Source organism: Variovorax sp. GW821-FHT06D12, assembly GCF_059419205.1.
The window spans coordinates 1,159,583-1,185,514 of record NZ_JBWKRI010000001.1; the positions used below are offsets into that span (position 1 = coordinate 1,159,583).

The 25,932-nt window shown below is 66.9% G+C and carries 19 protein-coding genes; 15 read left to right on the top strand and 4 right to left on the bottom strand.

Translation table 11 applies throughout. The annotated features are described in order from the left end of the window. Positions 1–79 precede the first annotated feature (79 nt). The 3 genes from AC07SQ_RS05265 to AC07SQ_RS05275 are packed head-to-tail and all read left to right on the top strand — an operon-like array spanning position 80 to position 3,473. Positions 80–1,465: an NAD(P)/FAD-dependent oxidoreductase gene (locus tag AC07SQ_RS05265; protein ID WP_495270521.1), complete on the top strand. Its 1,386-nt coding sequence runs from the start codon at positions 80–82 to the stop codon at positions 1,463–1,465. After that, the gene (locus AC07SQ_RS05270; RefSeq protein WP_495270520.1) at positions 1,462–2,250 is read left to right on the top strand and encodes a DUF1365 domain-containing protein; all 789 of its coding nucleotides are present in this window, start codon (positions 1,462–1,464) and stop codon (positions 2,248–2,250) included. The genes AC07SQ_RS05265 and AC07SQ_RS05270 overlap by 4 nt, the downstream gene beginning before the upstream one ends. Next, positions 2,247–3,473, top strand: a complete 1,227-nt coding sequence (locus AC07SQ_RS05275) for a class I SAM-dependent methyltransferase (protein WP_495270519.1) — start codon at positions 2,247–2,249, stop codon at positions 3,471–3,473. Before AC07SQ_RS05270 ends, AC07SQ_RS05275 begins: the two co-directional genes overlap by 4 nt. 431 nt (positions 3,474–3,904) lie before the next feature. Here the strand turns inward: AC07SQ_RS05275 and AC07SQ_RS05280 are convergent, their stop codons facing one another. Continuing rightward, entirely contained in the window at positions 3,905–4,846 is a 942-nt protein-coding gene (locus AC07SQ_RS05280; protein WP_495270518.1) for a LysR family transcriptional regulator, read from the bottom strand. A gap of 136 nt (positions 4,847–4,982) precedes the next feature. On the opposite strand from AC07SQ_RS05280, the gene AC07SQ_RS05285 reads away from it, so the two are divergent. From AC07SQ_RS05285 to lhpI, 3 genes are read left to right on the top strand one after another with little or no spacing between them, the layout of a single operon-like run. Next, positions 4,983–6,461: a short-chain fatty acid transporter gene (locus tag AC07SQ_RS05285; RefSeq protein ID WP_495270517.1), complete on the top strand. Its 1,479-nt coding sequence runs from the start codon at positions 4,983–4,985 to the stop codon at positions 6,459–6,461. Between the two features lie 16 nt (positions 6,462–6,477). Further along, the gene (locus AC07SQ_RS05290) at positions 6,478–9,945 is read left to right on the top strand and encodes a molybdopterin-dependent oxidoreductase (protein ID WP_495270516.1); all 3,468 of its coding nucleotides are present in this window, start codon (positions 6,478–6,480) and stop codon (positions 9,943–9,945) included. A 40-nt stretch (positions 9,946–9,985) separates the two neighbouring features. After that, positions 9,986–10,930 carry a bifunctional Delta(1)-pyrroline-2-carboxylate/Delta(1)-piperideine-2-carboxylate reductase gene (gene lhpI / locus AC07SQ_RS05295; protein ID WP_495270515.1) on the top strand — a complete coding sequence of 315 codons (945 nt, stop codon included), beginning with the start codon at positions 9,986–9,988 and terminating at the stop codon, positions 10,928–10,930. A gap of 21 nt (positions 10,931–10,951) precedes the next feature. Here lhpI and AC07SQ_RS05300 read toward each other — a convergent pair whose 3' ends face one another. Next, positions 10,952–11,920, bottom strand: a complete 969-nt coding sequence (locus tag AC07SQ_RS05300; RefSeq protein WP_070059860.1) for a LysR family transcriptional regulator — start codon at positions 11,918–11,920, stop codon at positions 10,952–10,954. 104 nt (positions 11,921–12,024) lie between these two features. Here AC07SQ_RS05300 and AC07SQ_RS05305 point away from each other — a divergent pair, with 104 nt between their 5' ends. From AC07SQ_RS05305 to AC07SQ_RS05315, 3 genes are all read left to right on the top strand, one after another. Next, positions 12,025–13,011 (top strand): Bug family tripartite tricarboxylate transporter substrate binding protein, encoded by a 987-nt coding sequence (locus tag AC07SQ_RS05305; protein WP_492684993.1) that lies wholly within the window; start codon positions 12,025–12,027, stop codon positions 13,009–13,011. 89 nt (positions 13,012–13,100) lie between these two features. Beyond that, entirely contained in the window at positions 13,101–14,732 is a 1,632-nt protein-coding gene (gene ggt / locus AC07SQ_RS05310; protein ID WP_495270514.1) for a gamma-glutamyltransferase, read from the top strand. Between the two features lie 338 nt (positions 14,733–15,070). Beyond that, positions 15,071–16,189, top strand: a complete 1,119-nt coding sequence (locus AC07SQ_RS05315; RefSeq protein WP_495313000.1) for a hypothetical protein — start codon at positions 15,071–15,073, stop codon at positions 16,187–16,189. A 208-nt stretch (positions 16,190–16,397) separates the two neighbouring features. Here AC07SQ_RS05315 and AC07SQ_RS05320 read toward each other — a convergent pair whose 3' ends face one another. After that, positions 16,398–17,084 (bottom strand): TetR/AcrR family transcriptional regulator, encoded by a 687-nt coding sequence (locus tag AC07SQ_RS05320; protein WP_495270512.1) that lies wholly within the window; start codon positions 17,082–17,084, stop codon positions 16,398–16,400. Between the two features lie 95 nt (positions 17,085–17,179). Here AC07SQ_RS05320 and AC07SQ_RS05325 point away from each other — a divergent pair, with 95 nt between their 5' ends. The 6 genes from AC07SQ_RS05325 (at position 17,180) to AC07SQ_RS05350 (ending at position 24,201) form a co-directional block, all read left to right on the top strand. Further along, complete coding sequence (locus AC07SQ_RS05325; RefSeq protein ID WP_070061241.1) at positions 17,180–17,980, top strand: cyclase family protein; 801 nt, start codon at positions 17,180–17,182, stop codon at positions 17,978–17,980. A 12-nt stretch (positions 17,981–17,992) separates the two neighbouring features. Beyond that, on the top strand, positions 17,993–18,979 hold the full coding sequence (locus AC07SQ_RS05330; RefSeq protein ID WP_495270511.1) for a fumarylacetoacetate hydrolase family protein: 987 nt from the start codon (positions 17,993–17,995) through the stop codon (positions 18,977–18,979). Position 18,980: 1 nt separating this feature from the next. Next, positions 18,981–20,222 (top strand): thiolase family protein, encoded by a 1,242-nt coding sequence (locus AC07SQ_RS05335; protein ID WP_495270510.1) that lies wholly within the window; start codon positions 18,981–18,983, stop codon positions 20,220–20,222. Beyond that, complete coding sequence (locus tag AC07SQ_RS05340) at positions 20,219–21,217, top strand: Bug family tripartite tricarboxylate transporter substrate binding protein (protein ID WP_495270509.1); 999 nt, start codon at positions 20,219–20,221, stop codon at positions 21,215–21,217. Before AC07SQ_RS05335 ends, AC07SQ_RS05340 begins: the two co-directional genes overlap by 4 nt. A gap of 1 nt (position 21,218) precedes the next feature. After that, positions 21,219–22,832, top strand: coding sequence for an AMP-binding protein (locus AC07SQ_RS05345; protein WP_495270508.1), 1,614 nt, complete (start codon positions 21,219–21,221; stop codon positions 22,830–22,832). A 73-nt stretch (positions 22,833–22,905) separates the two neighbouring features. Beyond that, positions 22,906–24,201, top strand: a complete 1,296-nt coding sequence (locus AC07SQ_RS05350) for a porin (RefSeq protein ID WP_495270507.1) — start codon at positions 22,906–22,908, stop codon at positions 24,199–24,201. Positions 24,202–24,396: 195 nt separating this feature from the next. Here AC07SQ_RS05350 and AC07SQ_RS05355 read toward each other — a convergent pair whose 3' ends face one another. Next, entirely contained in the window at positions 24,397–25,647 is a 1,251-nt protein-coding gene (locus AC07SQ_RS05355) for an MFS transporter (protein ID WP_495270506.1), read from the bottom strand. Positions 25,648–25,932: the final 285 nt, after the last annotated feature.

The following is a 25,932-nucleotide window of genomic DNA, read 5'->3' on the forward strand; positions in this document are numbered from 1 at the left end:
GGATCATCGCAGCGACACGCGGGTAATCCAAATGACCGTTTTCTGCGTACAGGGCAGCAAGACTCGCCAAAGGCTCCCCATGCTGCCTCTTCTCGCCCCGCCTGCCGCCTTGCCGATGCCTGCCTCGGTGCCCTCGGGCCAGCGCATCGCCGTCGTCGGCACCGGCATCGCGGGCCTGTCGTGCGCCTGGCTGCTGTCCCAGCGCCACGAGGTCACGGTGTTCGAGAGCGAGCCCCGGCTGGGCGGCCACAGCCATACCGTGGACGCACCGGGCCGGCGCGGCAGCGTGCCGGTGGACACCGGCTTCATCGTCTACAACGAGCCCGCATACCCGAACCTCACCGCGTTGTTCCAGCACCTGGCCGTGCCGACCGCGGCCTCGGACATGTCGTTCGCAGTGAGCCTGGACGCCGGCGGGCTCGAATACGCCGGCACCGACCTGCGCGGCTTGTTCGCGCAAAAGCGCAACCTGGCGCGCCCCCGCTTCTGGGCCATGCTGCGCGACCTGCTGCGGTTCTACCGCGAGGCTCCGCACGATGCGCAGGTCGCAGGCGACCAGGCGCTCGACGACTACCTGGATGCCCACGGCTATGGCCGCGCGTTTCGCGACGACCACCTCTACCCCATGGCTGCGGCCATCTGGTCCACGCCAGCGGCGCAGGTGGGTCGCCATCCGGTTGCAGCCTTTGTGCGGTTCTGCGAGAACCATGGGCTTTTGCAGATCAGCGGCCGCCCCATCTGGCGCACGGTGGTGGGCGGCAGCCGCGAATACGTGCGGCGCCTCAGCCAGCCTTTCGCCGACCGCATCCAGCTGGACCGGGCCGTGCTCGAACTGCATCGCGAGCCGGCGGGTGTGCGGCTTCGCACGAGCGCCGGCTGGTGGCCCGAGCGCTTCGACCAGGTGGTCCTGGCCACCCATGCGGACCGCTCGCTGGCGCTGCTTGACGCGCCCACCGGTGCCGAGCGTGCCCTGCTCGGTGCCCTGCCCTACAGCCGCAACCTGGCCGTGCTGCACCGCGACCCGGCCCTGATGCCGGCGCGGCGCGCCGTGTGGTCGAGCTGGAACTACCTCGGCACGCGCGGCAGCGGCGCGGCCCCGACGGTGACCTACTGGATGAACCGCCTGCAGCCCCACCTGCCGCAGGGCGCGGCGGCCGAGCCGCTGTTCCTGACCCTGAACCCGGCGATCGACCCACGGCCCGAGCACCTGATCCGCACCGAGGTCTACGACCACCCGCTGTTCGATGCCACGGCCATGGCCGCGCAGCGCCAGCTGTGGCAGCTGCAGGGCCAGCGCCGCACCTGGTTCTGCGGCGCCTACTTCGGCGCCGGCTTCCACGAGGACGGATTGCAGGCCGGCCTGGCCGTCGCCGAAGCGCTCGGCGGCGTGCGCCGGCCCTGGCGCGTGGCGCAGGAGTCCGGGCGCATCCACCTGCCGCACCACGCGCAGACCGTCGCCTCATGAATGCGCACGAAGGCTCGGCGCTCTACATCGGACGCGTCATGCACCAGCGGCTGCGTCCGAAGCGGCACCGGCTGAGCTACCGGGTCTACAACCTGCTGATCGACATCGACGAACTGCCGCAACTGCACGCCCGGTTGCGCTGCTTCTCGGTGGACCGGTTCAACCTGTTCAGCTTCCATGCCGCCGACCATGGCGACGGTTCGGGCCGCGACCTGCGGGCCCAGGTGGAGGAGCGGCTGCGCGAGGCCGGCCTTCCGACCGGCGGCGCGATCCGGCTGCTGGCCATGCCGCGACTGCTCGGCCATGTGTTCAACCCGCTCAGCGTCTGGTTCTGCCATGCACCCGGCGGTGCGCTGCAGGCGCTGCTGTACGAGGTCAACAACACCTTCGGGCAGCGGCACAGCTACCTGATCCCGGTCGCTGATGACGGCGCGTCCATCGTCGAGCAGCACTGCGACAAGCAGATGTACGTCTCCCCCTTCAACGGCATGGACCTGCACTACCGCTTTCGCATCGCACCGCCGGGCGAGGCGGTCTCGGTCGGCATCAGCGTGCACGACGCGGCCGGCGCCGTGCTCAACGCGCGGCTCGACGGCCAACGCGCCCCCCTGAGCGACCTGGCGCTGCTGCGCGTGTTCATCACGCATCCGTTGCTGACCCTCAAGGTGGTGGCCGCCATCCACTGGCAGGCCCTGCGTCTGTGGATCAAGCGCGTGCCGCTGCATCCGCGACCGGCGGCCCCCGAGCGCGACCTCACCATCGTTTCTTCGAGCAAGACCCCATGAGCCTGACCACGCCTTCCGCCCCCGCCCTCAGTGCCGCGCCGTTCTTCTCGCCGCTGCGCCGGCTGCTGGCCCGCACGCGTTTCGGCCGGCTGAGCTTGAGCCTTCCGGGCGGCCGGTGCATCGAGGTGGCCGGCCGCGAACCCGGGCCGCACGCGAGCCTGCGCCTGCTGAGCTGGCGCCCTCTGCTGCGCCTGGCGCTGCAAGGCGATCTGGGCCTGGCCCTGTCGTTCCGCAATGGCGAGTGGGAAAGTCCGGACCTGCTGGCCTTGTTCGAATTCGGCCTGGCCAACGAGTCGGCCTGGGGATCGCTGCTCAAGGGGCGCGGGCTGGCGCGCTGGGCGGCGCGGCTGCGGCACCTGACCCACGGCAACAGCCGGCGCGGAAGCCGGCACAACATCGCGTTCCACTACGACCTGGGCAACGCGTTCTACCGGCACTGGCTGGACGACAGCATGCTGTATTCGAGCGCGATGTTCAGCGACGCCGACGACGACACGCTGGAAGCCGCCCAGGCGCGTCGCCTCACTGCCATCGCCGACATGCTCGACACCCCGCAAGGGGGCGACGTGCTCGAGATCGGCTGCGGCTGGGGAACGCTGGCCGCGAGCCTGGCCCTCCGGCACGAAGCGCGCGTCACCGGCGTCACGCTGTCGAGCGAGCAACTGGCCTTCGCCCGCGAACGCGCGCAGGACTGGGGCGTGGCCGACCGGGTCGACCTGCGGTTGCAGGACTACCGCGACGTGCAGGGCCGGTTCGATCGCATCGTATCCATCGAGATGATCGAGGCCGTCGGCGAAGCCTACTGGCCCACCTACTTCGCCACCTTGCGCGAGCGCCTCAAGCCCGGTGGCGTTGTGGTGCTGCAGGCGATCACGATCGCCGATGCGCAGTTCGACAGCTACCGCCAGGAGGCCGATTTCATCCAGCACTGCATCTTTCCCGGCGGCATGCTGCCCAGTCCGCGCGTGCTGCGGGAACAGGCGCAACGCGCAGGGTTGGTGATCGAGGCTTCCCGCTGCTTCGGCAAGGACTACGCGCGAACCCTGGCAGAGTGGCGTCGCCGGTTCCTCGCCGCCTGGCCGCAGATCGAGCCACTCGGCTTCGACGCCGCGTTCAAGCGCTTGTGGACCTACTACCTCTCCTACTGCGAGGCCGGCTTCCACGCGGGGCTCGTCGACGTCGGTCTCTACCGGTTGCGCGTGGCTGAAGCCGGAACTGCCTGATCGGTCGGCGCAGTGCGGCCGCCCCCTTCCTTCTTCTTAACAGGGTGACGCACCGCAATTCCGGCTGTTCTGAAATATCCTGTGCGAACGCAGCAACTGCTGCCCGTATTGCGCGGCCTGCCGGGACAATGCCGATGAGGCCGCCAGAGACGCGGTCCTGGACGCGATTCTTCTGGCTTGCGATAAGCCCGCCTTCGATGACTGGGCGACAACTGCCGGTAGCTGTCGCTCACCCCACGCCTGCCATGCGTGTCGCCGCCTATGAGCGGCAGTGGAGCTGATCACGTCGGATGGCCACCGAGTGACCGCGACGCACCGGGCTCGGCGGCCGTGAAGCGGTGCCGAAGCTTCCGCCCGACCGGCTACAGTCGGCCAACCTTCAAGTGCATCAGCGAGCACTGGACCTGCAACTGAAGCGGCCCACTCGAAAGCTACTGCGGCTCGTCATCCATCCGCGGCTGTGACTCTCTCGTCAGCGTCTTGGCCAGCAACCGCAAGGTGCTTGCAGAGGCTGCCGTGGCTTCGGAAAGAACGGCCCCGCGCCGGTAGGCCAGCCCCAGGTCCATCGAGGGCACCGCGCTCGACACCACTGTCCTGCGGATGCGCCCACCATCGTGTGACCAGGGGCGAAACACCAGGTCCGACAGGATGGTCACACCCACGTTCTGTGCGACGAGGCTGCGCACGGCCTCGATCGATTTGGTGCGGAACACGACCTTGGGCTTGAGCTTCATCGCGCTCCAGTAGCGGCCCACGGTGTCCACGTGCTCGTCCATGTCCAGCAGCACGAAGGGCATCTGCGCGATCTCGCGCAGCGACACCGACTTCTGCGCCACCAGCGGATGGTCGAACGACGTCCACAGACGGCGCTCCGACTTCAGCAGGTTCTCGCGACGTATGTCCGGGGCACGAGACAGGTTCGACACCAGGACCACGGCCAGGTCGAACTCGCCCCTGCGCAGGCCGTTCTCGATCTCCAGCCGGTTGCGCTCCACGGGCTCGAATTCGACCAGCGGCAGTTGCCTGCGCATCGCGCCGATGATCTTGGGCAGCATGTATTCGGACACGGTGTCGGTGATGGCGATCTGCACCCGCCCCTCGACCGAGGACACCGAGTTGCGCGTCTCCTCTACCGCCGCATCGAGCGTATGCAGCATGTGCTCCGCATGCCGAAGGAAGCCCTCGCCCTGCACGGTCAGCCTTAGCCCGTCGGAGTGTCGCGTAAAGAGCTGCACCTTCAGCGTCGACTCCAGGTTCTTGAGCGAAGTGGTCAGCGATGGCTGGCTCACATAGCAGCGCTGGGCTGCGCGGGACACCTGCCCCGTGTGCGCGGCAGCCACGAAGTGCTGCAGCTGCTTGATCGTTATCGACATAGATACATCCTATATCGCTCTATTGAAAATAGAGATTATGAATTGTCGATGGCAATTCCTAACATCCGGGCAGCACGCCATGTCAGGCGTGTGACGAGGACGCCCACCGTTCCAGCAGCAGTAGCAGGAGACCCCCATGCCATCGACATCACACACTTCCGCCGGACACGGCGCCCACCCTTCTGTACCCCAGGAGGCTTCGACCGATGCCGGGCTGTTGAGCCGCCTGGGCCTGCGCTTCACGGCCTGGGCCGAGCGCTGGTTTCCCGACGCCTTTGTGTTCGCGGCCATCGCCGTGGTGGTGGTCGCGGGCGCCGCGCTGCTGAACGGGTCGAGCCCACAAGCGGTGGCCAAGTCTTTCGGCGACGGCTTCTGGAGCCTCATTGTTTTCACGATGCAGATGGCGTTGGTGGCCGTCGGCGGCTACGTGGTGGCGACCTCGCCGCCGGCGGCCCGACTCATCCGCAAGCTGGCCGCTCTGCCCGTGTCGGGGCGCCAGGCCATCGCATACGTGGCGGCGATCAGCATGATCCTGTCGCTCTTCAACTGGGGCATCTCGCTGATCTTCAGTGCGCTCTATGTGCGCGCGCTGGCCGGCCGCCTCGACCTGCGCATGGACTACCGCGCCGGCGGCGCGGCGGCCTACCTCGGCATGGGCGCGACCTGGGCGTTGGGGCTCAGTTCGTCGGCGGCGCAGTTGCAGGCCAACGCCAGCAGCCTGCCCAAGAGCATTCTTGACATCACCGGCGTGATCCCGTTCAGCCAGACCATCTTCCTGTGGCAGTCGGTCGCCATGGCGCTGGTGCTGATGGTCGTGTCGGTGGCCATCGCACTGTGGTCGGCGCCCGACGCGAAGCACGCGGTCACGGCGCAGGACCTGGGCGTGGACCTCACGGAAGCCAAGCCCGCTTCCGCCGAGTCCGCCGAGCGCCGCCCCGGCGAGTGGTTCGAGCGCAGCCCGCTGCTCACGCTGCTCCTGTGCGCGCTGGGCTTCGGCTGGCTGGCGCAGGAGTTCATGGCCAAGAGCCCGCTGATCGCGATCTCGGGCCTCAACACCTACAACCTGCTGTTCCTCATGATCGGGCTGCTGCTGCACTGGCGCCCGCGCAGCTTTCTCGACGCGGTGTCGCGTTCAGTGCCGTCGACGGCGGGCGTGATCATCCAGTTCCCGCTGTACGGTGCCATCGCGGCCATGCTGACCGGCGCCAAGGGCGACGCAGGCATCACGCTGTCGGACCGCATCGCGCATCTGTTCGTGAGCATCTCCAGCGTCGACAGTTTCGCCGTGGTGATGGGCGCGTATTCCGCCGTGCTGGGCTTCTTCATTCCCTCGGGCGGCGGCAAGTGGATCATCGAGGCGCCCTACGTCATGCAAGCAGCCAACGACCTGAAGGTCCACCTGGGCTGGGCCGTGCAGGTCTACAACGCGGCCGAGGCGCTGCCCAACCTGATCAACCCGTTCTGGATGCTGCCGCTGCTGGGCGTGCTGTCGCTGAAGGCACGCGACATCGTGGGCTTTACCTTCCTGCAATTGCTGGTGCATGCGCCGCTGGTGCTCTTCATGCTCTGGGCCTTCGGGCGCACGCTGAGCTATGTCGCGCCGGTGATGCCCTGAGCCGCGCAGCTTCCGGATGCAAGTGATGACGACGACGGCGCCCACGCAAACCAGGCAGGGCTACTGCACGCTCTGCCGTTCGCGCTGCGGCACACTCAACGAGGTGCGTGACGACATGCTGGTGTCGGTACGGCCCGACGCCTCGCACCCCACCGGCCAGGCGATGTGCATGAAGGGCAAGGCCGCGCCCGAGCTGGTGCACAGCCCGCACCGCCTGCGCTACCCGATGCGCCGCACCCGGCCCAAGACCGAAGCGGATCCGGGCTGGGTGCGCATCGGCTGGGACGAGGCACTGGCCGAGACCGCCAAGCGCCTGGGCGCCATCAAGGCCGAGAGCGGTGCCGAGTCGGTGGTGTTCGCCGTGACCACCCCCAGCGGCACGCCATTGACGGACAGCATCGACTGGATCGAGCGCTTCGTGCGCCTCTTCGGCAGCCCCAACATCTGCTACGCGACCGAGGTCTGCAACTGGCACAAGGACTTCGCGCACGCCTTCACCTTCGGCTGCGGCATGCCCGCGGCCGACTACGCGCAGGCTGAACTGATCGTGCTGTGGGGTCACAACCCCGCGAACACCTGGCTGGCGCAGGCCAACGCGATCGGCCGAGGCCGCGCGAACGGGGCGAAGATGGTGGTGATCGATCCGCGCCCCACGGCGCTCGCGCGGCAGGCTGACACCTGGCTGCCCGTGCGGCCCGGCACCGATGCGGCACTGGCGCTGGGGCTGATCCACCTGCTGATCGCGGACGCGCGCTTCGACGAAGGTTTCGTGCGCGCGTGGACCAATGCCCCGTTGCTGGTGCGCAGCGACAACGGACACTTCCTGCGCGAGCAGGACTTGTGGCCCGATGCCCAGGGCAACCGCTTCGTGGCATGGAACGACGCGCGAGGCTGCGCCGTGCCTTACGACACCGAGCAGGCGGCGCAAACCCAGGACGCCGCCCACTTCCGCCTGCGCGGCGCGGTCGAGATCGACGTGGGCGCACATCGCTTGTCGTGTGCGCCAGCGTTCGAACTGCTGGCCCAGGGCTGCGCGGCCTACACGCCGCCGAATGTCGAACGCATCACCGGCGTTGCTGAAGCGTCTTTGCGCGCGGTCGCAGAGCTTTTCGGCACCTGCCGTCGCGTGGCCTATCACGCCTGGACCGGCATCGGCCAGCACACCAACGCGACGCAAGCCGAGCGCGCTGTCGCCACGCTGTATGCGTTGTGCGGCAGCTTCGACCGCATCGGCGCGAACCGCGTTCGCGTCGGTCCGCGCGTCAACGCCGTCAACTCGCTCTCACTGCTGCCCGACGCGCAGCGCGCCAAGGCCCTCGGTCTGGCGCAGCGCCCGATCGGCCCTCCCGCGCACGGCTGGGTGACGGCGCGCGACACCTACCGCGCGATTCTCGAAGGCGAGCCTTACAGGGTGCGCGCGATGATGGCCTTCGGAACCAACCTGCCCGTGTCGCAGGCCGACACCGCACTCGCGCACCAGGCACTGTCGCAGCTCGAATTCCACGTGCACTGCGACTTGTTCGAAACACCCGCCGCCCGGTACGCCGACATCCTGCTGCCGGTCAACACACCCTGGGAGCGCGAAGGCCTGCGCATCGGCTTCGAGATCGACGACCGTGCGGCCGGCTGGGTGCAGTTGCGCCAGCGCATGGTGACGCCACGCGGTGAATCGCGCGCCGACAACGACGTGCTGTTCGACCTGGCCGTTCGCCTGGGCATGGGTGACGGCTTCTTTGGCGGCAGTCTCGACGCGGGCTGGAACCACATGCTCGAGCCGCTCGGCCTCACGGTCGACCAGTTGCGTGCCCGGCCCGAAGGCATGGCCTGCGCCATCGACGCGAGCGAGCAGAAGTACGCCCGCGCCACGCCCACCGGCGTGCGCGGCTTCGACACCCCGACGCGACGCGTCGAGCTCTATTCGGAAACCCTGCTGCGCCACGGCCAGCCGCCGGTCGCCACCTTCGTCGAACCGGCAGACACGCCGCGCGATGCGAAGGCCACGCGCCAGGGCCGCTTTCCCTATGTGCTGAGTTCGGCCAAGAACGGCTTCTATTGCCACAGCCAGCACCGCAGTCTGGCCTCGCTGCGCAAGCGCGCGCCCGATCCGGTGGCCGAATTGAGCCCCGCGCTCGCGGCCGCCAAGGGCATCGTCGACGGCGACTGGATGCGCATCCGCACGCGCGTGGGCGAGGCCCGCTTCGTCGCCCGCGTCACGCCCCAGTTGGGGGACGACGTCATCGTGGCCGAGTTCGGCTGGTGGCAGAGCTGCCCCGAGCTCGACCGCGACGGCCTGCCGATTGAAGGCGCGTTGGGCAGCAACTTCAACGCGCTGATATCCGCCGACAGTTGCGACCCCGTGAGCGGCTCGGTGCCGCATCGCTCGTTTCTCTGCGACATCGAACGCGACCCGGCCACAGAGATGCGGCAGCGCAAGTGGTCCGGCTACCGCCCCTTCCGCATCAGCGCGCTGCGGCCCGAGGCCGACGGCGTGCTGGGCATCCACTTCGAGCCAGTCGACGGCGGCGAACTGCCCGACTACCGCCCCGGTCAGCACATCGAGATGCAATTGCATCTGGACGATGGCACGCAGGTCACGCGCGCCTACTCGCTCACGGGCGCGGCCGAGGTGCCGGGTCGGCGCAGCTACAGCGTGGCCGTGCGCCACCAGCGCGGCCGCTCGGCCGACGGCACGCCGCACGAGGGGCGCGTGTCGAGCCACCTGCACCGCGCGTTGAAAGTCGGCGACACCCTCGCGCTGCGGGCGCCGTCCGGCGGCTTCGTGCTGCCGCGCCACTCGCCGCAGCCGCTGGTCTTTTTCGCGGGCGGCATCGGCATCACGCCCTTCATCAGCTTGCTCGAATCGCTGCCCGACGGCGCGCAGGGGCCGGCCATCTGGCTCTACTACGCCAACCAGAACGGCACGACCCACGCGTTTCGCGAGCGCATTGCGCAGCACCGCGCGCGGCTGCCGCAGTTGCAGGTTGTCGACCACTACAACGCACCACAGCCGCAGGAGCGTCAGGGCATCGACTACCAGTCGGATCGCTTCATCGACGCGAGCGTGGTGGACGACGCGTTGATCGCGCAGCGCGCCCGCTTCTACCTGTGCGGACCGCCGGCCATGATGGACGCGGTGACCGCCGGCCTCGTGGCGCGGGGCGTTCCGCGCTTCGACATCTTCAGCGAGGTCTTCCGTTCGCCCACCACGCCGCCCACCGACGGCGACCAGCGCTTCACCGTCAGCTTTGCGCGCTCAGGCCGCGCCCCCGCAACGTGGACGCCCCGGCAGGGCACGTTACTGACCTTTGGCGAATCGCTCGGCGTGCAGATGGCCAGCGGCTGCCGTGTGGGCCAGTGCGAGAGCTGTGCGGTGCGTGTGCTGAGCGGCAAGGTGCGCCATCTGCACGGCAGCGAACCGGAAGACCCGGCCGTGTGCCTGGCCTGCCAGGCCATCCCGCTCGAAGACGTGGTGCTCGAGGCATGACGGCCGGCACTTTCATTCACCTGATTCCATTCGCGACCTCATGAAAATCATCGATACCGAGAGCACCCGCCGTGCATTGCCCTTCGACCGCCTGATCCCGGCCCTTCGGGAGATGTTCATCGCTGGCTGCGAGGTGCCCTTGCGACACACGCATTCGCTGCAGGCCGGGACGCACACCTCGCCCCGCACCGTGCTGGTCATGCCGGCCTGGCAGCACGACCGCTACCTGGGCATCAAGACCGTGACCATCTTCCCGGGCAACGCGCAGCGCGGCCTGCCCGGACTGTTCTCGACCTATGTGCTGTACGACGCACGCACGGGCGAGCCGCTGGCGCAGATCGACGGCAACGAGATCACGTCGCGCCGCACCGCTGCCGCCTCGGCCCTGGCCGCGTCCTATCTCGCGCCTGCCGATGCGCGCAGCCTGCTGGTCGTCGGCTGCGGGCGTGTCGGCAGTCTGATTCCCGAGGCCTACCGCGCCGTGCGTCCGATCGAACGCGTGGTGGTGTGGGACCGCGACGAATCTGCGGCGAAGGCACTCGCTGCGCGGCTGTGCGCGCAGAACATCGAGGCGGCCGTTGCGCCGGATCTCGCCAAGGCGGTGAACGACGTCGACATCGTGAGCTGTGCCACGCTCGCCACGCAGCCGGTGGTGCAGGGAGCGTGGCTGCGGCCTCGCAGCCACCTCGACCTGATCGGCAGTTTCACGCCGCAGATGCGCGAAGCCGACGATGCCTGCTTTGCGGGTGCGCGTCTGTTTGTCGATACGCAAGAGGCGCTGCAAAAGAGTGGCGAATTGCTCGGGCCCCTGTCGCGCGGCGTGTTCGCCGCCGACGATGTGGCAGGGGAGTTGGCCGACCTGGCCGCGGGCCGGATCCAGGGACGCGCCGAGAGTAACGGGCGGACCGTCTTCAAGGCCGTGGGCACCGCCTTGGAGGACCTGGCCGCGGCAGTGGTGGTCTACGAAGCTTCCGGTTCGACCTGAGACACGTGCCTTGGCCGGCCGCTAAGCGCTGGGCGCCTCCTGCACGTGTGCGGCAGGCAAGCCCCGCGCGTGCGCCTTCAGGCAGGCAATGAAGTCCATGAGCGTGGCCGAGACGTGCTCGCGGTTCCACACCACGGTGATGGGGCCGAAGCGGATGTTCGAATCGATGGCGACCTTGCGGAACAGCCCCAGCGAGGCCATGTAGTCCGCCATGGATTCCGCACACACGCCGACATAGTCACCCTTTTGCAGCAGCGCCTGCATCATGGCCAACGAGGCGGTTTCTGCCTTGGGCACCAGCCACGATGCCTGTTGCTCGATGAGATAGGCATCCATCTGGATGCGAGTGAGCGTGCCAAGGGGTGGCATCACCCAATGCTCGCGCAGCACGTCGGCAAAGCCCAGCGGCTGGTTGCTGTCCCAGTGCTTGCTGCCCTGGCCGATGACGATGCTCACCCGGTCGTCAAAGAGCACGTGGTGCGCCAGTTGCGGCTGGTGCGCCCGCGCATCCAGAACGCCGATCACGGCATCCATGGCACGCGTGTCCAAGCCTTTGAGCAGGTCGTCGAACAGGCCGTCGTGGATGGACACGGCCACGTCGGCATGGCGCTGCTGGAACGCGGTCACGGCTTCGGGCAGGCCGCCGGCGATGCCTGCCCAGACGCTGCCCACGTTCAGTCGCGGCACGCGTCCCGCAGCCACCGCATGCATTTCGAGGCCGGTGCGGGCGATATCGCCCAGCACGGTGATGGCCAGGCGTTTGAGCAGATGCCCGGCAGGCGTCAGCTGCACCTTGCGCCCGCGCACCACCAGCGGCGTGCCCGCCACGCGTTCGAGCTCTGCCAGCCAGTGCGACATGGCAGATTGCGTCATGTGCAGTCGCGCCGCCGCTTCGGTCAGCGTGCCCGCCTCGTCCAGCACCAGAAAGGACTCCAGATGCCGGACCTTGATGCCTCGTGCCCAGGACAGGCCTTCCGAACGCTCGATCATGAGTAAACCTTCATGCATCCATTTTGCATTTTCACTAGGCGGATGGCAGAGGTTGTCATGAAAATTACTTCATCTTTTCATGATGGACCCTCTGAGGAATCCCTGTGCCCAAAGCAATCACGAACGTCTACAAGATCCTGATGGGTGCCGCGGTCGCGGCCGCCACGGCCACCACCGTGTTCGCGCAAGCCTCCTACCCCAGTCGTCCCGTGCGCCTGATCGTGTCTCAGGCCCCGGGCGGCAGCAGCGACACCATCGCACGCATGTGGGCCGAACACGCAGGCAAGGCCATTGGCGCCACCATCGTGGTGGAGAACAAGCCCGGTGCGGGCGGCCTCATTGCCGCACAGAACGCGCTGAATGCGCCCGCCGATGGCTACACCCTGCTGCTGGGCAGCGTGTCGCTGATGGTGCTCAATCAGTTCACCTACAAGCCACTGCCCTACAACCCCGAGAAGGATTTCGTTGGCGTGACCATGCTGACGACGGTGCCGTTCGTGCTGTCGGCCAACCCGGCCACGGGCATCAAGACGCTCAAGGATCTGACGGAAAAAGCCAAGGCGGCGCCCGGCAAGCTGAACTTCGCGTCCGCCGGCCTGGGCAACTCCACCCATCTGGCGGTCGAGCTGGTGTCCAATGCCCTGGGCATTTCGATGACCCACATCCCTTACAAGGGCGAGGCCGACGGCATCCTGGCCACCATTGGCGGGCAAACCGAGGTGATGGCACCTGTGTATGGCACCGCCCTGCCCCACATCAAGAACCACAAGCTCAATCCACTGGCCGTGTTGTCGCCGCAACGCACCCCTGAGCTGCCCGATGTGCCCACCCTGGGCGAGCTTGGCGTGAAGGGCTTTGACAACATGGGCTGGAGTGCCGTGGTGGCGCGCGCCGGCACGCCGGCTGACATTGTGGAAAAGCTCAACAAGGCGACGACGGCCTTCCACCAGAGTCCCGACGTGCAGGCCAAGCTCAAAAGCATGGGCGTGATCCCCATGTCCGGCCCTTCCGCGCTGGTCATGGAAACGGCGGCGCGTGACGCCAAGGCCTGGGGGCCCACGCTCGGGGCGCTGAACCTCAGCGCCAAGTAAGTCGGCGGCCGCGCAAGCGCCGCCCCCTTTTCTTCCATCTTCACCCTTGCCGTATCGCCGATGCAGCAAGGGGTTCGTCATCACACCTCATGAAAAAAGAAGCAATGGTGGTCTGCCCGCAACCGGAGGCCGCCGAGTCCGGCATCGACATCCTGCGCGCAGGCGGTAACGCGGTGGATGCCGCCGTGGCCACCGCGCTGGCCCAGACCGTGGTCGATCCGCTGATGTGCGGTATCGCAGGTTTCGGCACCGCCGCCGTCTACCTGCCGGGCGCCCAGGTGCATGAATATTTCGACTTCCATTCGCCCGCGCCGCTGGCGGCCAGGGAAAACATGTGGGAGCACCTGCTCGAGGGCGAGACCAAGGACGGCTTCGGTTTCATCCTCAAGGGCCGCGTCAACGACATCGGCCCCCAGTCCATCGGTACGCCGGCCACGCTCAAGGGCCTGGAGGCCATGCACCAGACGCACGGCCGCCTGCCGTGGCGGCAGGTGGTGGAGCCCGCCATCCGCTGGGCAGCGGACGGCTACTTTGTGCGCCCCGGCATGCACGCCTTCTGGATCGACGAGCCCACCATGGGCCGCGTCGGCAACCTGGAGCGGCTGCAGTACTGCGAGGAAAGCCGCCAGCTGTACTGCCGCCCTGACGGGCGCCCCAAGCCCATCGGTGCGCCGCTGCGCAACGAAGGCATGGCTGCCGTGCTGCGCCAGATTGCTGAAGAAGGTGCGCGCCCGTTCTACCAGGGCGACCTGGCGCAAAAAATGGTGACGCACCTGCAGTCGCTGGGGGCGCTGATCACGCTCGACGACCTGGCCCGGTATCAGGTGCAGCGCAACCCGCCGCTGGTGGGCCGCTACCGCGACCGCACCATCACGACCAACCAGCCCCCGGGCGGCGGCGCCATGCTGCTGGAGATGCTCAACATCCTCGAGCACTTCGATCTGGCGAGCCTGGAGCACAACAGCCCCGCCTACCTGCAGCGGGTGTGCGAGGCCATGAAGAAGGCGACGATCGACAAGGACCGCTGCATCGGCGACCCGAAGTTCTTCGATGTGCCGCTGGATCAGCTCCTGTCCAAGGACATGGCCCGAGAAGTGGCCGAGCAGATCCGCACGGGCCATCGCTTCAACGTGGAGCGCGTGAACCCTGGCGCGCCCGTGCCGCGCGACACCACCCACCTGAGCGTGGTGGACGCCGACGGCAACGCCGTGTCCCTGACCCACTCGCTGGCCATGCCCTCGGGCATCATCACCCCGGGCATGGGTTTTCTGTACAACGGCTGCATGGGCGTGTTCGACCCGCGTCCGGGCCGCGCCGGCAGCATCCAGCCGGGCAAGAGCCGCTTCACCTCGTCCTGCCCCACCATGACCTTCAAGGACGGCGAGCTCGACGTGGTGCTCGGCGCCCCGGGGGGCACGCAGATCGCCATGGGCGTGCTGCAGGTGCTTCTCAACGTGATCGATCACGGCATGGAGATGCAGGCAGCCGTGTCGGCACCTCGCTTCTCGTCCACCAGCAACTCCATCGACGTGTGCAACCGCATTCCGCGTTCCACCACACGCGCGCTGGAAGCACAGGGCTACGCCATTGGCCGCAACCCGTACAACTACACCATCGGCTGGGTGCACGGCGTGCAGATCCAGGCCGACGGCCTGCATGGCGGCGCCGACCCCGGACGCGATGGCGTGGCGTACCGGCTGCGCATGGATCCTGCGCACTGATCGGCCACCGTTTTCAGCTATCGACTGTGTGGCTTATGAGGAACTCATTCCCATCCCGCCTTCTTTGCATGTAGCCAGCCGCGCTTGTCTGCTTTGCAGCGATTTCCGCCGCCGGACTCGAGGGCCGCCGATGTCTGCTTGAAGGACGATCCCGACAGGCAAGTCCGTAGAACGACCTGTCGTAGACCGCATTGGAACTCCCTTTGACCTGAAGTTCCCTGTGCGATTGCAACAACTGCTGCCTGCTCGCTCGGCAATGCACAACTCGATGCACTGAGCGCTCGCGGCGACGCGCCGATGATCCGGCCATCGGCCCCGACAGCGATCTGCGTTTCGACGTGGCGATGCGCGCCTATGACTACACGCCGTCGGTGCGCGCGGACGGTCCGACCTGGGACGATGAGGAACCTGGCCGACCAGGCGGCGGCGCCGATCATTTTCTCGACTTCATCGCCTCCCAAGCGGTGCAGGCCCTGGCGGCGCGCGCACCGCTGGATCCGCGACGCCGCACGCTGTGCGGGACACTCGTACGGTGGTTTGTTCGCGCTGCACGCGTTGTTGCGCCGGCCGCACTTCTTCTCGCGCTACGCGGCGGCGGACCCCTCGTTGTGGTGGCAGGACGGCTTCATCCTGCGCGAGGCCGAACACCCCGCCCCCTGCCGGCGGGGCGCGAGACCATGCTGTTGTTCATGCAAGGCGCCTCGACCGAAGGCGAGAGTCCTGCCGCGCCACCTCCTGCAGGTGTCAGCGCGGCGCGCGCCGAACGCCTGCGACACCAGCATGCCGCCGTGCCACCGCAGGCTGGCCGGGACCTGGCGGGGCGACTCGACCGCGCAGGCGTGCGTGCGCAGTACCTCGCCTTTCCCGGCATGCCTCATGGCCCGATGCTGGCGGCATCCCTGCCGCCCCATTGGCACTGGCTGCGCGCTCGTCGCCGGCTTGAGCCGAAAGCTGGAGAAAAGTCGTTTCGCCCCCCCACAGGTCGCGAGGATCCTTGCGGGGCCCATGGCCGCATATCCGACCCGGGCGGCCGGAATTCGGATGCATCAACCATTGCGCATGAGAAGCTCGGTGAGCTTCATCACTTTGAGAGTGCAATGGTCAAAAAGACAACTGAACAGAAAGCTGCAGAGGTGCTTCGTTACACCACTGCCAGTGGTGCGGCCAATGCGGTTGAGCTCGAGCCCTTCTTGGCGGATCCCAATCAGGCCATACGCGCCGTGGCGGCCATGAACCCGGATGCAGACGAAGAGATCCTGGATCGTTTTGCGAATGACAAGTTCTGGGGCGTCCGCATGGAAGTGGTGCGCAATGCCAATGTCGGCCAGGCCACGTTGCGCAGGCTGCTGGAGTCCGACACGCGCAAACGCGGCGTGGTGCACCACGCCGCGCGCGAGAAGCTGGAAGAGCGCGGTGTCGCATTTGGTGCTGGTGGCATGCCGGAAGACGCGGCGTAGAGAACGAAGTCGCATTTCCTGAGCGTCATTTGATCGCGTCGCTTTCGATCTCGATCACTGCGGCCGGTGTTCGTGCGAGGTCCTGTTATTGGCGCTCCGGCCTCTTGTTTCGGACGAGCAGTGCCATGGCCGCCAGCGCGACCGGAACATTCGAATCACGTATCTCAGTGCTGCCCCCCAACCAGACGCTTGTCTGTCAGGTGGCCCGTCAACCCGCGGACCTGGGCGCCGGCTTTGCCTTGAGGCCCGCCTCGATGAAGTTCACCAGGTAGTCGACACCGGCCTCGATGCTGGTCTGCTGCAACTTCTCGGGCCACAGTGCCTGCACCCGCGTGTGCGTGCTGTGCGCATAGAAGAAGGCTCCGTAGACGAAGATGACGCGCCAGTAGAACTCTTCGCTGCTCAAGTGAGGAAGCTCGTGGCTTACGACATCCACGAAGCGTCGCGCGAAGTCGTCCACGATGGAGGCTGTCAGCGCATGCACTTCATCGGCAGGGTCCATCAGCATGCGGCCGTAGAACGCACGGAACGACTCGCGCTCCTGGACACTGGCTCCCGCGACAAGCAGTGAGGGCGCCATGGACGCCCGCAGGATGTCTCGCAACGGGACCTTCCGACCCTCGAATGCATCCAGGCGCTCCTTGCGCTCCTTCATCACCGGCCCCAGGCGGCGCTCCAGCACCGCCTTGCACAGCGCTTGTTTCGATCCCCAGTAGTAGTGGAAGGCTCCCAGGTTGGCGTTGGCCCGCTCCGCGATCGCTCGCATGCTGGTGCCCCCGTAGCCATGTGCAGCAAACAGGGCCTCGGCGGCGTCGAGGATCTGGTTTGCGGTGGTGTCGGAAAGCGCCTGCCGCTTCGAAGAGACGGCGGTTTTCGCTGCGCTGGGCTTGGGCATGAGGGAAGTGGCGAGGTATTGAAGTTCGTTGACAGCCAATCCTTGAAATCATACAGTTGTATATTTATACGCACGTATGACTTAAAGGAGACTTCATGAGATTGATCGATCTGTCCTCGACGCTGGACCCGCACGACCGCGATCTGCTTCCTCCCGCCATGGCCGCCGCTGCGGGCGTGGTGGCGCCCCGGGTGGACTATTCCCACCCGGCGACGCCGGACGGCCGAGATCGCTTCTGCCACTTCTTCGGCTGCAGCCACGACGACTTGCCCGACGGCGAGGGTTGGGGCTCGGAGGTGCTCAACGACATGTCGTCGCATTGCGGCACGCACGTGGACGCACCGCTGCACAGCGGATCGACCTGCGAGGGGCGAACCTCACGCACCATCGACCAGGTCGAACTGAACGAGCTCTTCTGCCCCGGCAAGGTGCTCGATGTGCGCCCTTGGGCGCAGCCTGGGCAGGCCATCCCCGTCGATGCGCTTCGCCAGGCGTTGTCCGCAGTGGGCGAGCCCATCCGTCCCGGCGACGCCGTGCTGATCCGGACCGGACAGGAGCGATATCGCCTGGGTGAGCCGGCCTTCTTTCAGTACCCGGGGATGAGCCGCGAAGGCACGCTGTTCCTGTCGGAGCAAGGCGCCACCGTGCTCGGCACCGATGCGGTCGGCTGGGACCGGCCCTTCGCCGTGATGGCCCAGGCCTTCAAGGAAACGGGCGACAAGCAGCAGCTGTGGGACGGCCACAAGGCGATCCGCGAGAAGGAGGCCTTCATCGTCCAGCAACTGTGCAACCTCGGCGCCTTGCCGCTGCGCGGCTTCCACGTGGGCTTCTTCCCGTTGAAGCTGGCACGCGCCAGCGCCGCTCCCGCCCGCGCCGTGGCCTTTCTTTCCAACTGAGGAGCGACTTCAATGCGTATCGTGACTTTTGTGCGCGAGGGCTTTGACGCACCTCGCCTCGGTGCCCTCATCGGCGTCGACGGTGTGCTGGACCTCACGGCTCGCCACCCTGGCGAAGAGGCCTTCGGCTCTGCGTTGGCTTTCCTGCGCGCAGGCCCTGCATCCTGGGACCTTGCGCGTGCGCAGGTCGTCAAGCACGGCGGCGCTGCAGAGTCCCTGGCCGGCGCCGCATTGCTTCCCCCGCTGCCCAATCCGCCGCTGATCCGGGACTGGGGAACCATGATCGAGCACCCCAGGTTCTTCCTGCGGCGACGCGCCGAGCAACTGGCCGCCCGGTCGGCCGACCCGGAGGCCGCCATGGCCGCCGCACAAGCCGATGGCTCGCTCGAGTTGCCCCCGAACTGGTTCACCGTGCCTCGCTTCTACACCGGCAATCCGCTCAACATGACCGGGCCGGATGCCGAGATCGCCTGGCCGGGTTTCGCCGAATCGCTGGACTACGAACTCGAACTGGCCGTCGTCATCGGCGTGGGTGGCAAGGACATCCCCGTGTCGCGAGCACACGACCACATCTTCGGGGTCACGCTGTTCAACGACTTCACCGCGCGGGATACGCAAGTGGCTGAAGGCAGCCCGGCCGGCAAGAGCAAGGACTTCGACGGCGCCTACGCCATCGGCCCCTGCATCGCCACGCTGGACGAGATCCCCGACCTCTACCAGCTGCAGGTGCAGTCGAGGCTCAATGGCCTCGTCCAGACCACCCGCAGCACCGCCGACATGCAGCTGACCTTCGAGGACATCGTGAGCTATGCCAGCCGCTCGTGCACGCTGCACCCTGGCGAACTCTTCGCCTCGGGCACCTTCGAAGGTGGCTGCGGCGTAGAGACCGGCCGGCTGCTGCGCGATGGCGATGTCATCGAACTCGAGGCGCAGGGCATCGGCACGCTGCGCAACCGGATCCGCCGCACGGCAGCGCCCGCCGCGGCAGCGAAGGCCTGAGATGACGGTTCCGCTGTACATCGTGGGCGTGGGCAGCACGCCCACGGGCCGCTTCGCGGACGTTGCGCTGCGCACGATGGCCTGCCAGGCCATCGATCTCGCCCTGGCCGACGCTGGTGCGACGGCCGACCAGGTGGGTGCGGCGTTCTTTGCAAACGTCGGCCAGTCGCTCCTGCAGGGGCAGCACATGATCGGTGGTCAGGTGGCGCTGCGCGAGGCAGGATTGGATGGCATTCCGATCATCAACGTCGAGAACGCATGTGCCAGTGCGTCGACCGCCTTCTACCTCGCCTGCGCCCATCTGCGCGCCGGACTGTGTGACGTCGCATTGGCGGTGGGAGCGGAGAAGCTGTCGCACCCGGACAAGGCCCGCACCTTTTCCATCTTCGATGGTGCCCATGACGCCGAAAGGCCTGAGGCACTGCTGCGCTTTCTCGCACAACAAGCTGGTGAGGACCCCACACAAGCCCCCGTCGCACAGCAACGCAGCGTCTTCATGGACATCTATGCGGCCCTGGCCCGCGCGCACATGGCACGCCACGGCACCACGCAGCGGCAGCTGGCCCATGTGGCCGCCAAGAACCACAGCCACTCCGTGCACAACCCGTTGGCCCAGCATCGCGTCGCGATGTCGGTCGACGAGGTGCTCGCGGCGCGCGCCATCACCTGGCCCCTGACTCTGCCGATGTGCGCGCCGATCGGCGATGGCGCGGCTGCGGCGTTGATCGTGCGCGAGGACGCCCTGGAGCGCTTCGATGCGAAGCGTGCGGTGCGCGTGCGGGCCAGCGTTCTGGCCAGCGGGTCGGCACGCGCCGGCGGAAGCGAGACGCCCATCAGCCGCCGCGCGGCACTGCGCGCCTACGCAGAGGCCGGCGTCGGGCCCGAAGACATCGACGTGAGCGAAGTCCATGACGCCACGGCCTTCGGAGAAATCGTCCAGTGCGAACACCTGGGCTTGTGCGAGCCCGGCCAGGGTGGATGGCTTGCGGAACAAGGCCACACCACCTTGGGCGGTCGTCGACCCGTCAACCCCTCGGGGGGACTGGAGTCGAAGGGCCACCCCATCGGCGCCACCGGACTGATGCAGATCCATGAGCTCGTCCTGCAACTGCGCGGCGAGGCCGGCGGGCGACAGGTGGCCAACGCGCGCCTAGCCCTCGCCGAGAACGGCGGCGGCTTCCTGGGCCACGAGGAAGCGGCCGCAACCATCACCATTCTTGAACGGGCTGCACAACGCACATGAAGCACGCCACCATGTATTCCAGACGCACTCTCCTCGGGCAATCGCTCGCCCTGGGCTTGTCCAGCCTCGTCGGCAACGCTGCCAGAGCCGCCACGGCGGCCTGGCCGTCCAAGCCGATCCAGGTCATCGTGCCCGCAACCACCGGCAGCGCACCCGAGATCGTGGCTCGTCTGATCGCCGACGCGTTGTCGGCGCGCCTGTCGAACCCGGTCTATGTGGAAGGCATGCCAGGGGCCTCGGGGATCATCGGCACCGACAAGGCGCTCAAGGCACCCGCCGACGGGCACACGCTGCTCTACGCCATGAATCAGGTGGCGACGATGAACCCGCACCTCTACCCACGGCTGCCCTACAACCCGGCCAGGGACATGGCGCCGATCAGCCTGGTCGCGCGCGGCGGGTATGTGCTGCTCGCCCACAGCGGCTTGCCGGCCTCCGATCTCCCGTCGCTGATCGCCCTGGCCAAGCGCGAGCCCGGCAAGCTGGCCTATGCCTCCACGGGCAACGGCAGCGCCTTCCACCTGGGCATGGAACTGATCAAGGCGCAGTGCGGCATCGACCTGCTGCATGTGCCCTACCGCAGCGGTGCCAATGCCAACACCGAGCTGATGGCGGGGCGCGTGCAGGTCCGACTCGAGCCCCAGGCCTCGGCGCTGGCGCTGGTTCGCGGTGGCCGCGTCAAGGCCTTGGCGGTGACCACACCCACGCGACTCTCCGTCCTGCCGCAAGTGCCGACGGTCCGGGAGACCTTGCCCGGATTCGAGTTGAGCGGCTGGAACGCCTTGTGGGCACCGGCGGGCACGCCCGCGCCGGTCATCGTGCGACTCAACGCCGAGGTGCAGGAGATCCTGAAGAGCGACGCATTCCGAAGCCATCTGCTGCAACTCGGCCTGACACCCGAGGGCTCGACGCCGGCCGAACTGGCTGCGCTGACGGCGCAAGAGACGGCGCAATGGAAGGCCCTGATCGACAAGACGGGCATCAAGGCGGACTGACATGACGGATTTCAAGACCCTGGCCGATCTCGTCGGCCACCATGCGCGCACGCGTCCCCATGCGATCGCCCTCACGTTCGAGGCGGGCCCGGCCTTGCCCGAGCAGCACCGCAGCTTCCTGCAACTGCACGAGAACGGCCTGGCGCTGGCCCGGGCCCTGCAAGGCCTGGGCATCCGACGTGGCGACGCCATCGCGCTGGTGATGGCGAACCACCCCGAGTTCGTCGAAGCCATGGTGGCGGCCGCGCACGTCGGGGCGGTGCTGGTACCGATCGATGCGCGGGCGCAAGGCGACAGGCTCGCCGCACTGATCGATCGCACGCACTGCGTGGGTGTGATCGCGGCGGACTATGCCGCCGCTGCGGTCGCGCAGATTCGATCGCGCGCCACCCACCTGCGCTGGGTCGTGCGTGTGGTCTCGGGCGAACTTGCGGCAGATGCGCCGCGCGCCTGCGAAGCGCTGGACTACGCGCAACTGCTGGCCCGCCACACACAGGCAGGCCTCCCCTCGGCACACTTCACGCCCGTCGATCCCGATGACCCCATGCAGATTCTCTTCACCTCCGGCACGACCGGAGAGCCCAAGGGGATCGTGGTCACCCACCGCCGCTTCGTCGACACGGCGGCACTGGCGGCCTCCGCCTTCGGCTACACCGACGACGATCGCCTCTACTCCGGCCTGTCGCTGACGCACGCCAATGCCCAGTTGGTCACGCTGGGTGCAGCCCTGAGGCTCGGGATCGCCTGCGTCATGTCGCGCCGCTTCACCAAGTCGCGGTTGTGGGAGATCGTGCGTCGGCACCGGTGCACCGCCTTCACCCTGCTGGGCGGCATGACCACCGCCGTCTATTGCGAGCCGCCGTCGCCCGGCGACCGGGACCACGTCGTGCGCTTCGTCGTCGCCGCAGGCATGCCGCAGGCCATCTGGGGTGACTTCGAGCAGCGCTTCGGCGTCCACGTCCTGGAGTTCTACGGCACCGCCGAAGGCGGGCTGACGGTCAACCCTTTCGGGAAAGGTCCGATCGGCAGCATCGGCCGCCCGCACCCTGCGTTCTCCATCCGCATCGTCGCCGAAGACGGCAGCGATGCGCCTGTGGGCACGCCGGGCGAACTGGCGTTCCGACCGGCCAGCGGCGCGCCCTTCGACATCGCGTACTTCGAAGACCCGCAGGCCTCGCAGACCAAAGGCAAGGATGGTTGGCTCTGGACCGGCGACATCGTGCGCGCCGATGCGCACGGCTGGCTCTACTTCGAGCACCGCCGCGGCCATGGCATTCGCCGCAACGGCGAATTCATCGACCCGGCGCAGATCGAGAAGGCCATCGCGGACACCGGACTGGTCCGCGATGCGTTTGTGTTCGGCACGGCAGCGGCCTCGGGGGCGCCTGGCGAACGCGATGTCGTCGCAGCCGTCGTCCCCCATCACACCGACCTGGACCTTTCGGTGCTCCATGCGCGTTTGCGCGAGACGCTGTCGAAGAACGCCCTTCCCGGGCGGCTGATGGCCATCGAAGCGATCCCCAAGACCGCATCGGAAAAGCCGTTGACGCGGGTTCTGGAGGAATGGTTGCGCGACGGGACGGTCGCGACCGTGTTCGAGGCGCCCTCAGCCTAGACACAAGACCTGGGCGCAGGCGGCGGCAGGCCGTTTTTCCCCTGCGCAATCAACAACAACGAAGGAGACATTCATGCACAACCGCGGGCGTAAGCTTTTTCTTCCCATCTCACTTGCATCGCTGTTCATCGGACCCTCGAGCTGGGCGCAGTCTTCTGTGACGCTCTTCGGTGTCGTCGACATCTCGGTGAGCCACTACCAGACCAAGAGCGTGCTTCCCGCAGGCCTGCCTTGGTGGTCGCTGGCAGCGCCGGCATCCATCTCGCAAGGCGCCACGAAGCTCGCGTCGGGCGCGCACACCCCTTCTCTCTTGGGCATTCGCGGACAGGAGGATCTGGGCGGCGGGCTTGCTGCAGGCTTCTGGCTGGAATCCACACTCACACCGGACGACGGAGCCCAGGGGCTTGGCGTTTTCGACCGCCGCTCGACGGTCAGCCTGTCGGGGCCGTTTGGCGAAGTGCGCCTGGGCCGCGACTACGTGCCGACCTATTGGAATCTGACGGTCTTCGATCCCTTCGGTACGGTCGGGGTTGGCGCGAACCTATGGAATCCGATCGGCACGGGGCTCACCACCAGCCACGGAAAGTCGCCCGCGAACCTGATGCCCTTTGACAACTACGTTCGCGCCTCCAACAGCGTCGGCTATTTCCTGCCGGGCCATCTTGGCGGGTTCTACGGCCAGGCCATGTACTCGCTGCATGAGAACCCGAAGCAGAGTGGCGTGAGCCACAGTCCGAGCAAGGGCGGGCGAAACGTCGGGGGGCGGTTCGGCTATCAACGTGGCCCGCTCAACCTGGCCATCGCCTACCAGGAAGACACCAAGGACGATCTCAGCGGATTCGACAAGGACCGTTTGAAGATCCTCAACGCTGGGGTCTCCTACGATTTCGATGTCGTCAAATTGTTCGGCCAGTTGTCGCAGATCAGGGATGAGCGCAGCAAGATGCACGTAGCCAACATCGGCGGCATTCCGTATCCCTTCAGGAACGAGAGCAATGGGAAGTACACCGGCGGCTTGATCGGCATCACGGCCCCGGTCGGGCCTGGATTGATCCGTGCGTCCTATTCGCGCGTGAACTATGCATCTCCTCATGCGGTGAATGCCTTGAATCCCGCGACATGGCTGCAAGACAACGATGCCAGGATCGAGAAGTTCGCCGTCGGCTATGTGTACAACCTGTCAAAGCGCACCGCGCTCTATGCCACTGTCGCGCGAACCAAGATGAAGTGGAACGGGTCCGTGAATGCGGCGATGGCCATCAGCCCCGGAGGCGGGGTGAGGTTTGCGAACGGCATCGCCGGGATCAGCGCACCTTATGTCCCCTCGAGCACCACCGGCTACGACATGGGCATTCGGCACGCCTTCTGAGGGCACTGACTCGCGCTGCGGACCTTCCAGGTGGTCGGCCCTGAACTCCCGCGTGCTGCAGCGCTGCGCGCTTGCCGGGCAAAGGGAAGGCCCGCACAGGGGCCGTCTCTTCCGCCCCGGAAGGGCAACGCTCTTTGACTCACAAGGCGCATGCGGTGCAACGGCAAGGATTCAGGAGGAGCGATGCACCACTGTCTAGCGTGCTCGATTGCGCATCGCATACAACAGCACGAGCGTCGCGATGATTTCCAGTCCCGCGACCGCATAGAGGCCCGCGGCCACGCTTCCCGTCGACGTCTTCAGCCACCCCATCGTGAAGGGCGCAGCGAACCCCGCCAGGTTGCCGACCGAGTTGATGAAAGCAATGCCACCCGCCGCAGCGGTGCCTGTGAGAAAGGAAGCGGGGATCGACCAGAACACGGGAAAGGCGGCGAGGATGCCGATGGTCGCGAAGCTCAACGCGACCATGGCGAACACAGGTTGGTCGATCAACACGCCGGTGGCCACGAGCCCGACGCCAGCAATCAGCGTCGCATAGGCGCAGTGCCGCCGCCGCTCGCCGGTGGCATCCGAATGCATGCCGTTGAGCACCATCGCGACCGTTCCCAAAATGAACGGAATGGCCGACAGCAGGCCGATGTTCAGCGTGCCCTTCACGCCCAGCTCCTTGACGATCGAGGGCGTCCAGAACGCAATGGTGGCGTTGCCGCTCACGATGCAGAAATAGGCGGCGGTGCACAGCCACAGCATGGGGTTGCGCAACGCCCGGCCGAAGCTCGATTGCTTGGGGGCGTCGGCGTTCTCCTTCTGCAGTTCGGCGGCCAGCGCGTGCTTCTCGGCCTCGGTCAGCCATCGTGCGGATTGGGGCCGGTCCGGCAGCCAGGCCAGCACCGCGAAGCCGGCAAGCACCGAAGGAATGCCTTCGAGCAAAAAGAGCCACTGCCAGTTTCGAAACGGCGCGACGCCTTCCATGCCGCTCATGATCAGCCCTGCGAGCGGCCCGCCGACGACGCCCGCGATGGCAAACGAGGTCATGAAGAGCCCGTTGATCTTGCCGCGACGATGCGCCGGCACCCAGTACGTCAGGTACAGCATCACGCCCGGGAAAAATCCGGCCTCGAATGCACCGAGCAGGAAGCGCAGAACATAGAAGGACGTGGGCGTTTCCACGTAGATCATCGCCATCGACGTGAGGCCCCAGAGGATCGTGATGCGCGCGAGCGTCTTGCGCGCGCCGATCTTCTGCAGCAGCAGGTTGCTCGGCACCTCGAACAGGAAGTAGCCGATGAAGAAGATGCCGGCGCCCAGCCCGTAGACCGCCTCGCTGAATTGCAGGTCCTGCAGCATCTGCAGCTTGGCGAAGCCCACGTTGACGCGGTCGATCCACGCCAGCAGGAACAGGAACACCAGGAACGGCACCAACCGCCATGCGATCTTGCGATGCATGCGGTCGTGGTCCGAGAGGGAATGGGCGCCGGCCGAAGGCCGCGCGAGGGATGAGACAGAGGTAGCGTCCACAGCAGTTTCCTTTTTCTTCAATGACAGAACTCCAGGAATGCGCCAGCCCTTCATGGTGTACGCATAATGTTTATAAATATATTTATAGGCATTCCATCGCACATTGGTAGTTACCCTCCGTGGGATCTGTCTCCGCCGGTTTCATCGTTCGCGAATCGAGAAAGGTCCTTTGCCGCCGGCGCGGTTTCCGCGCGACTTCGTTCCTCCTAAGGT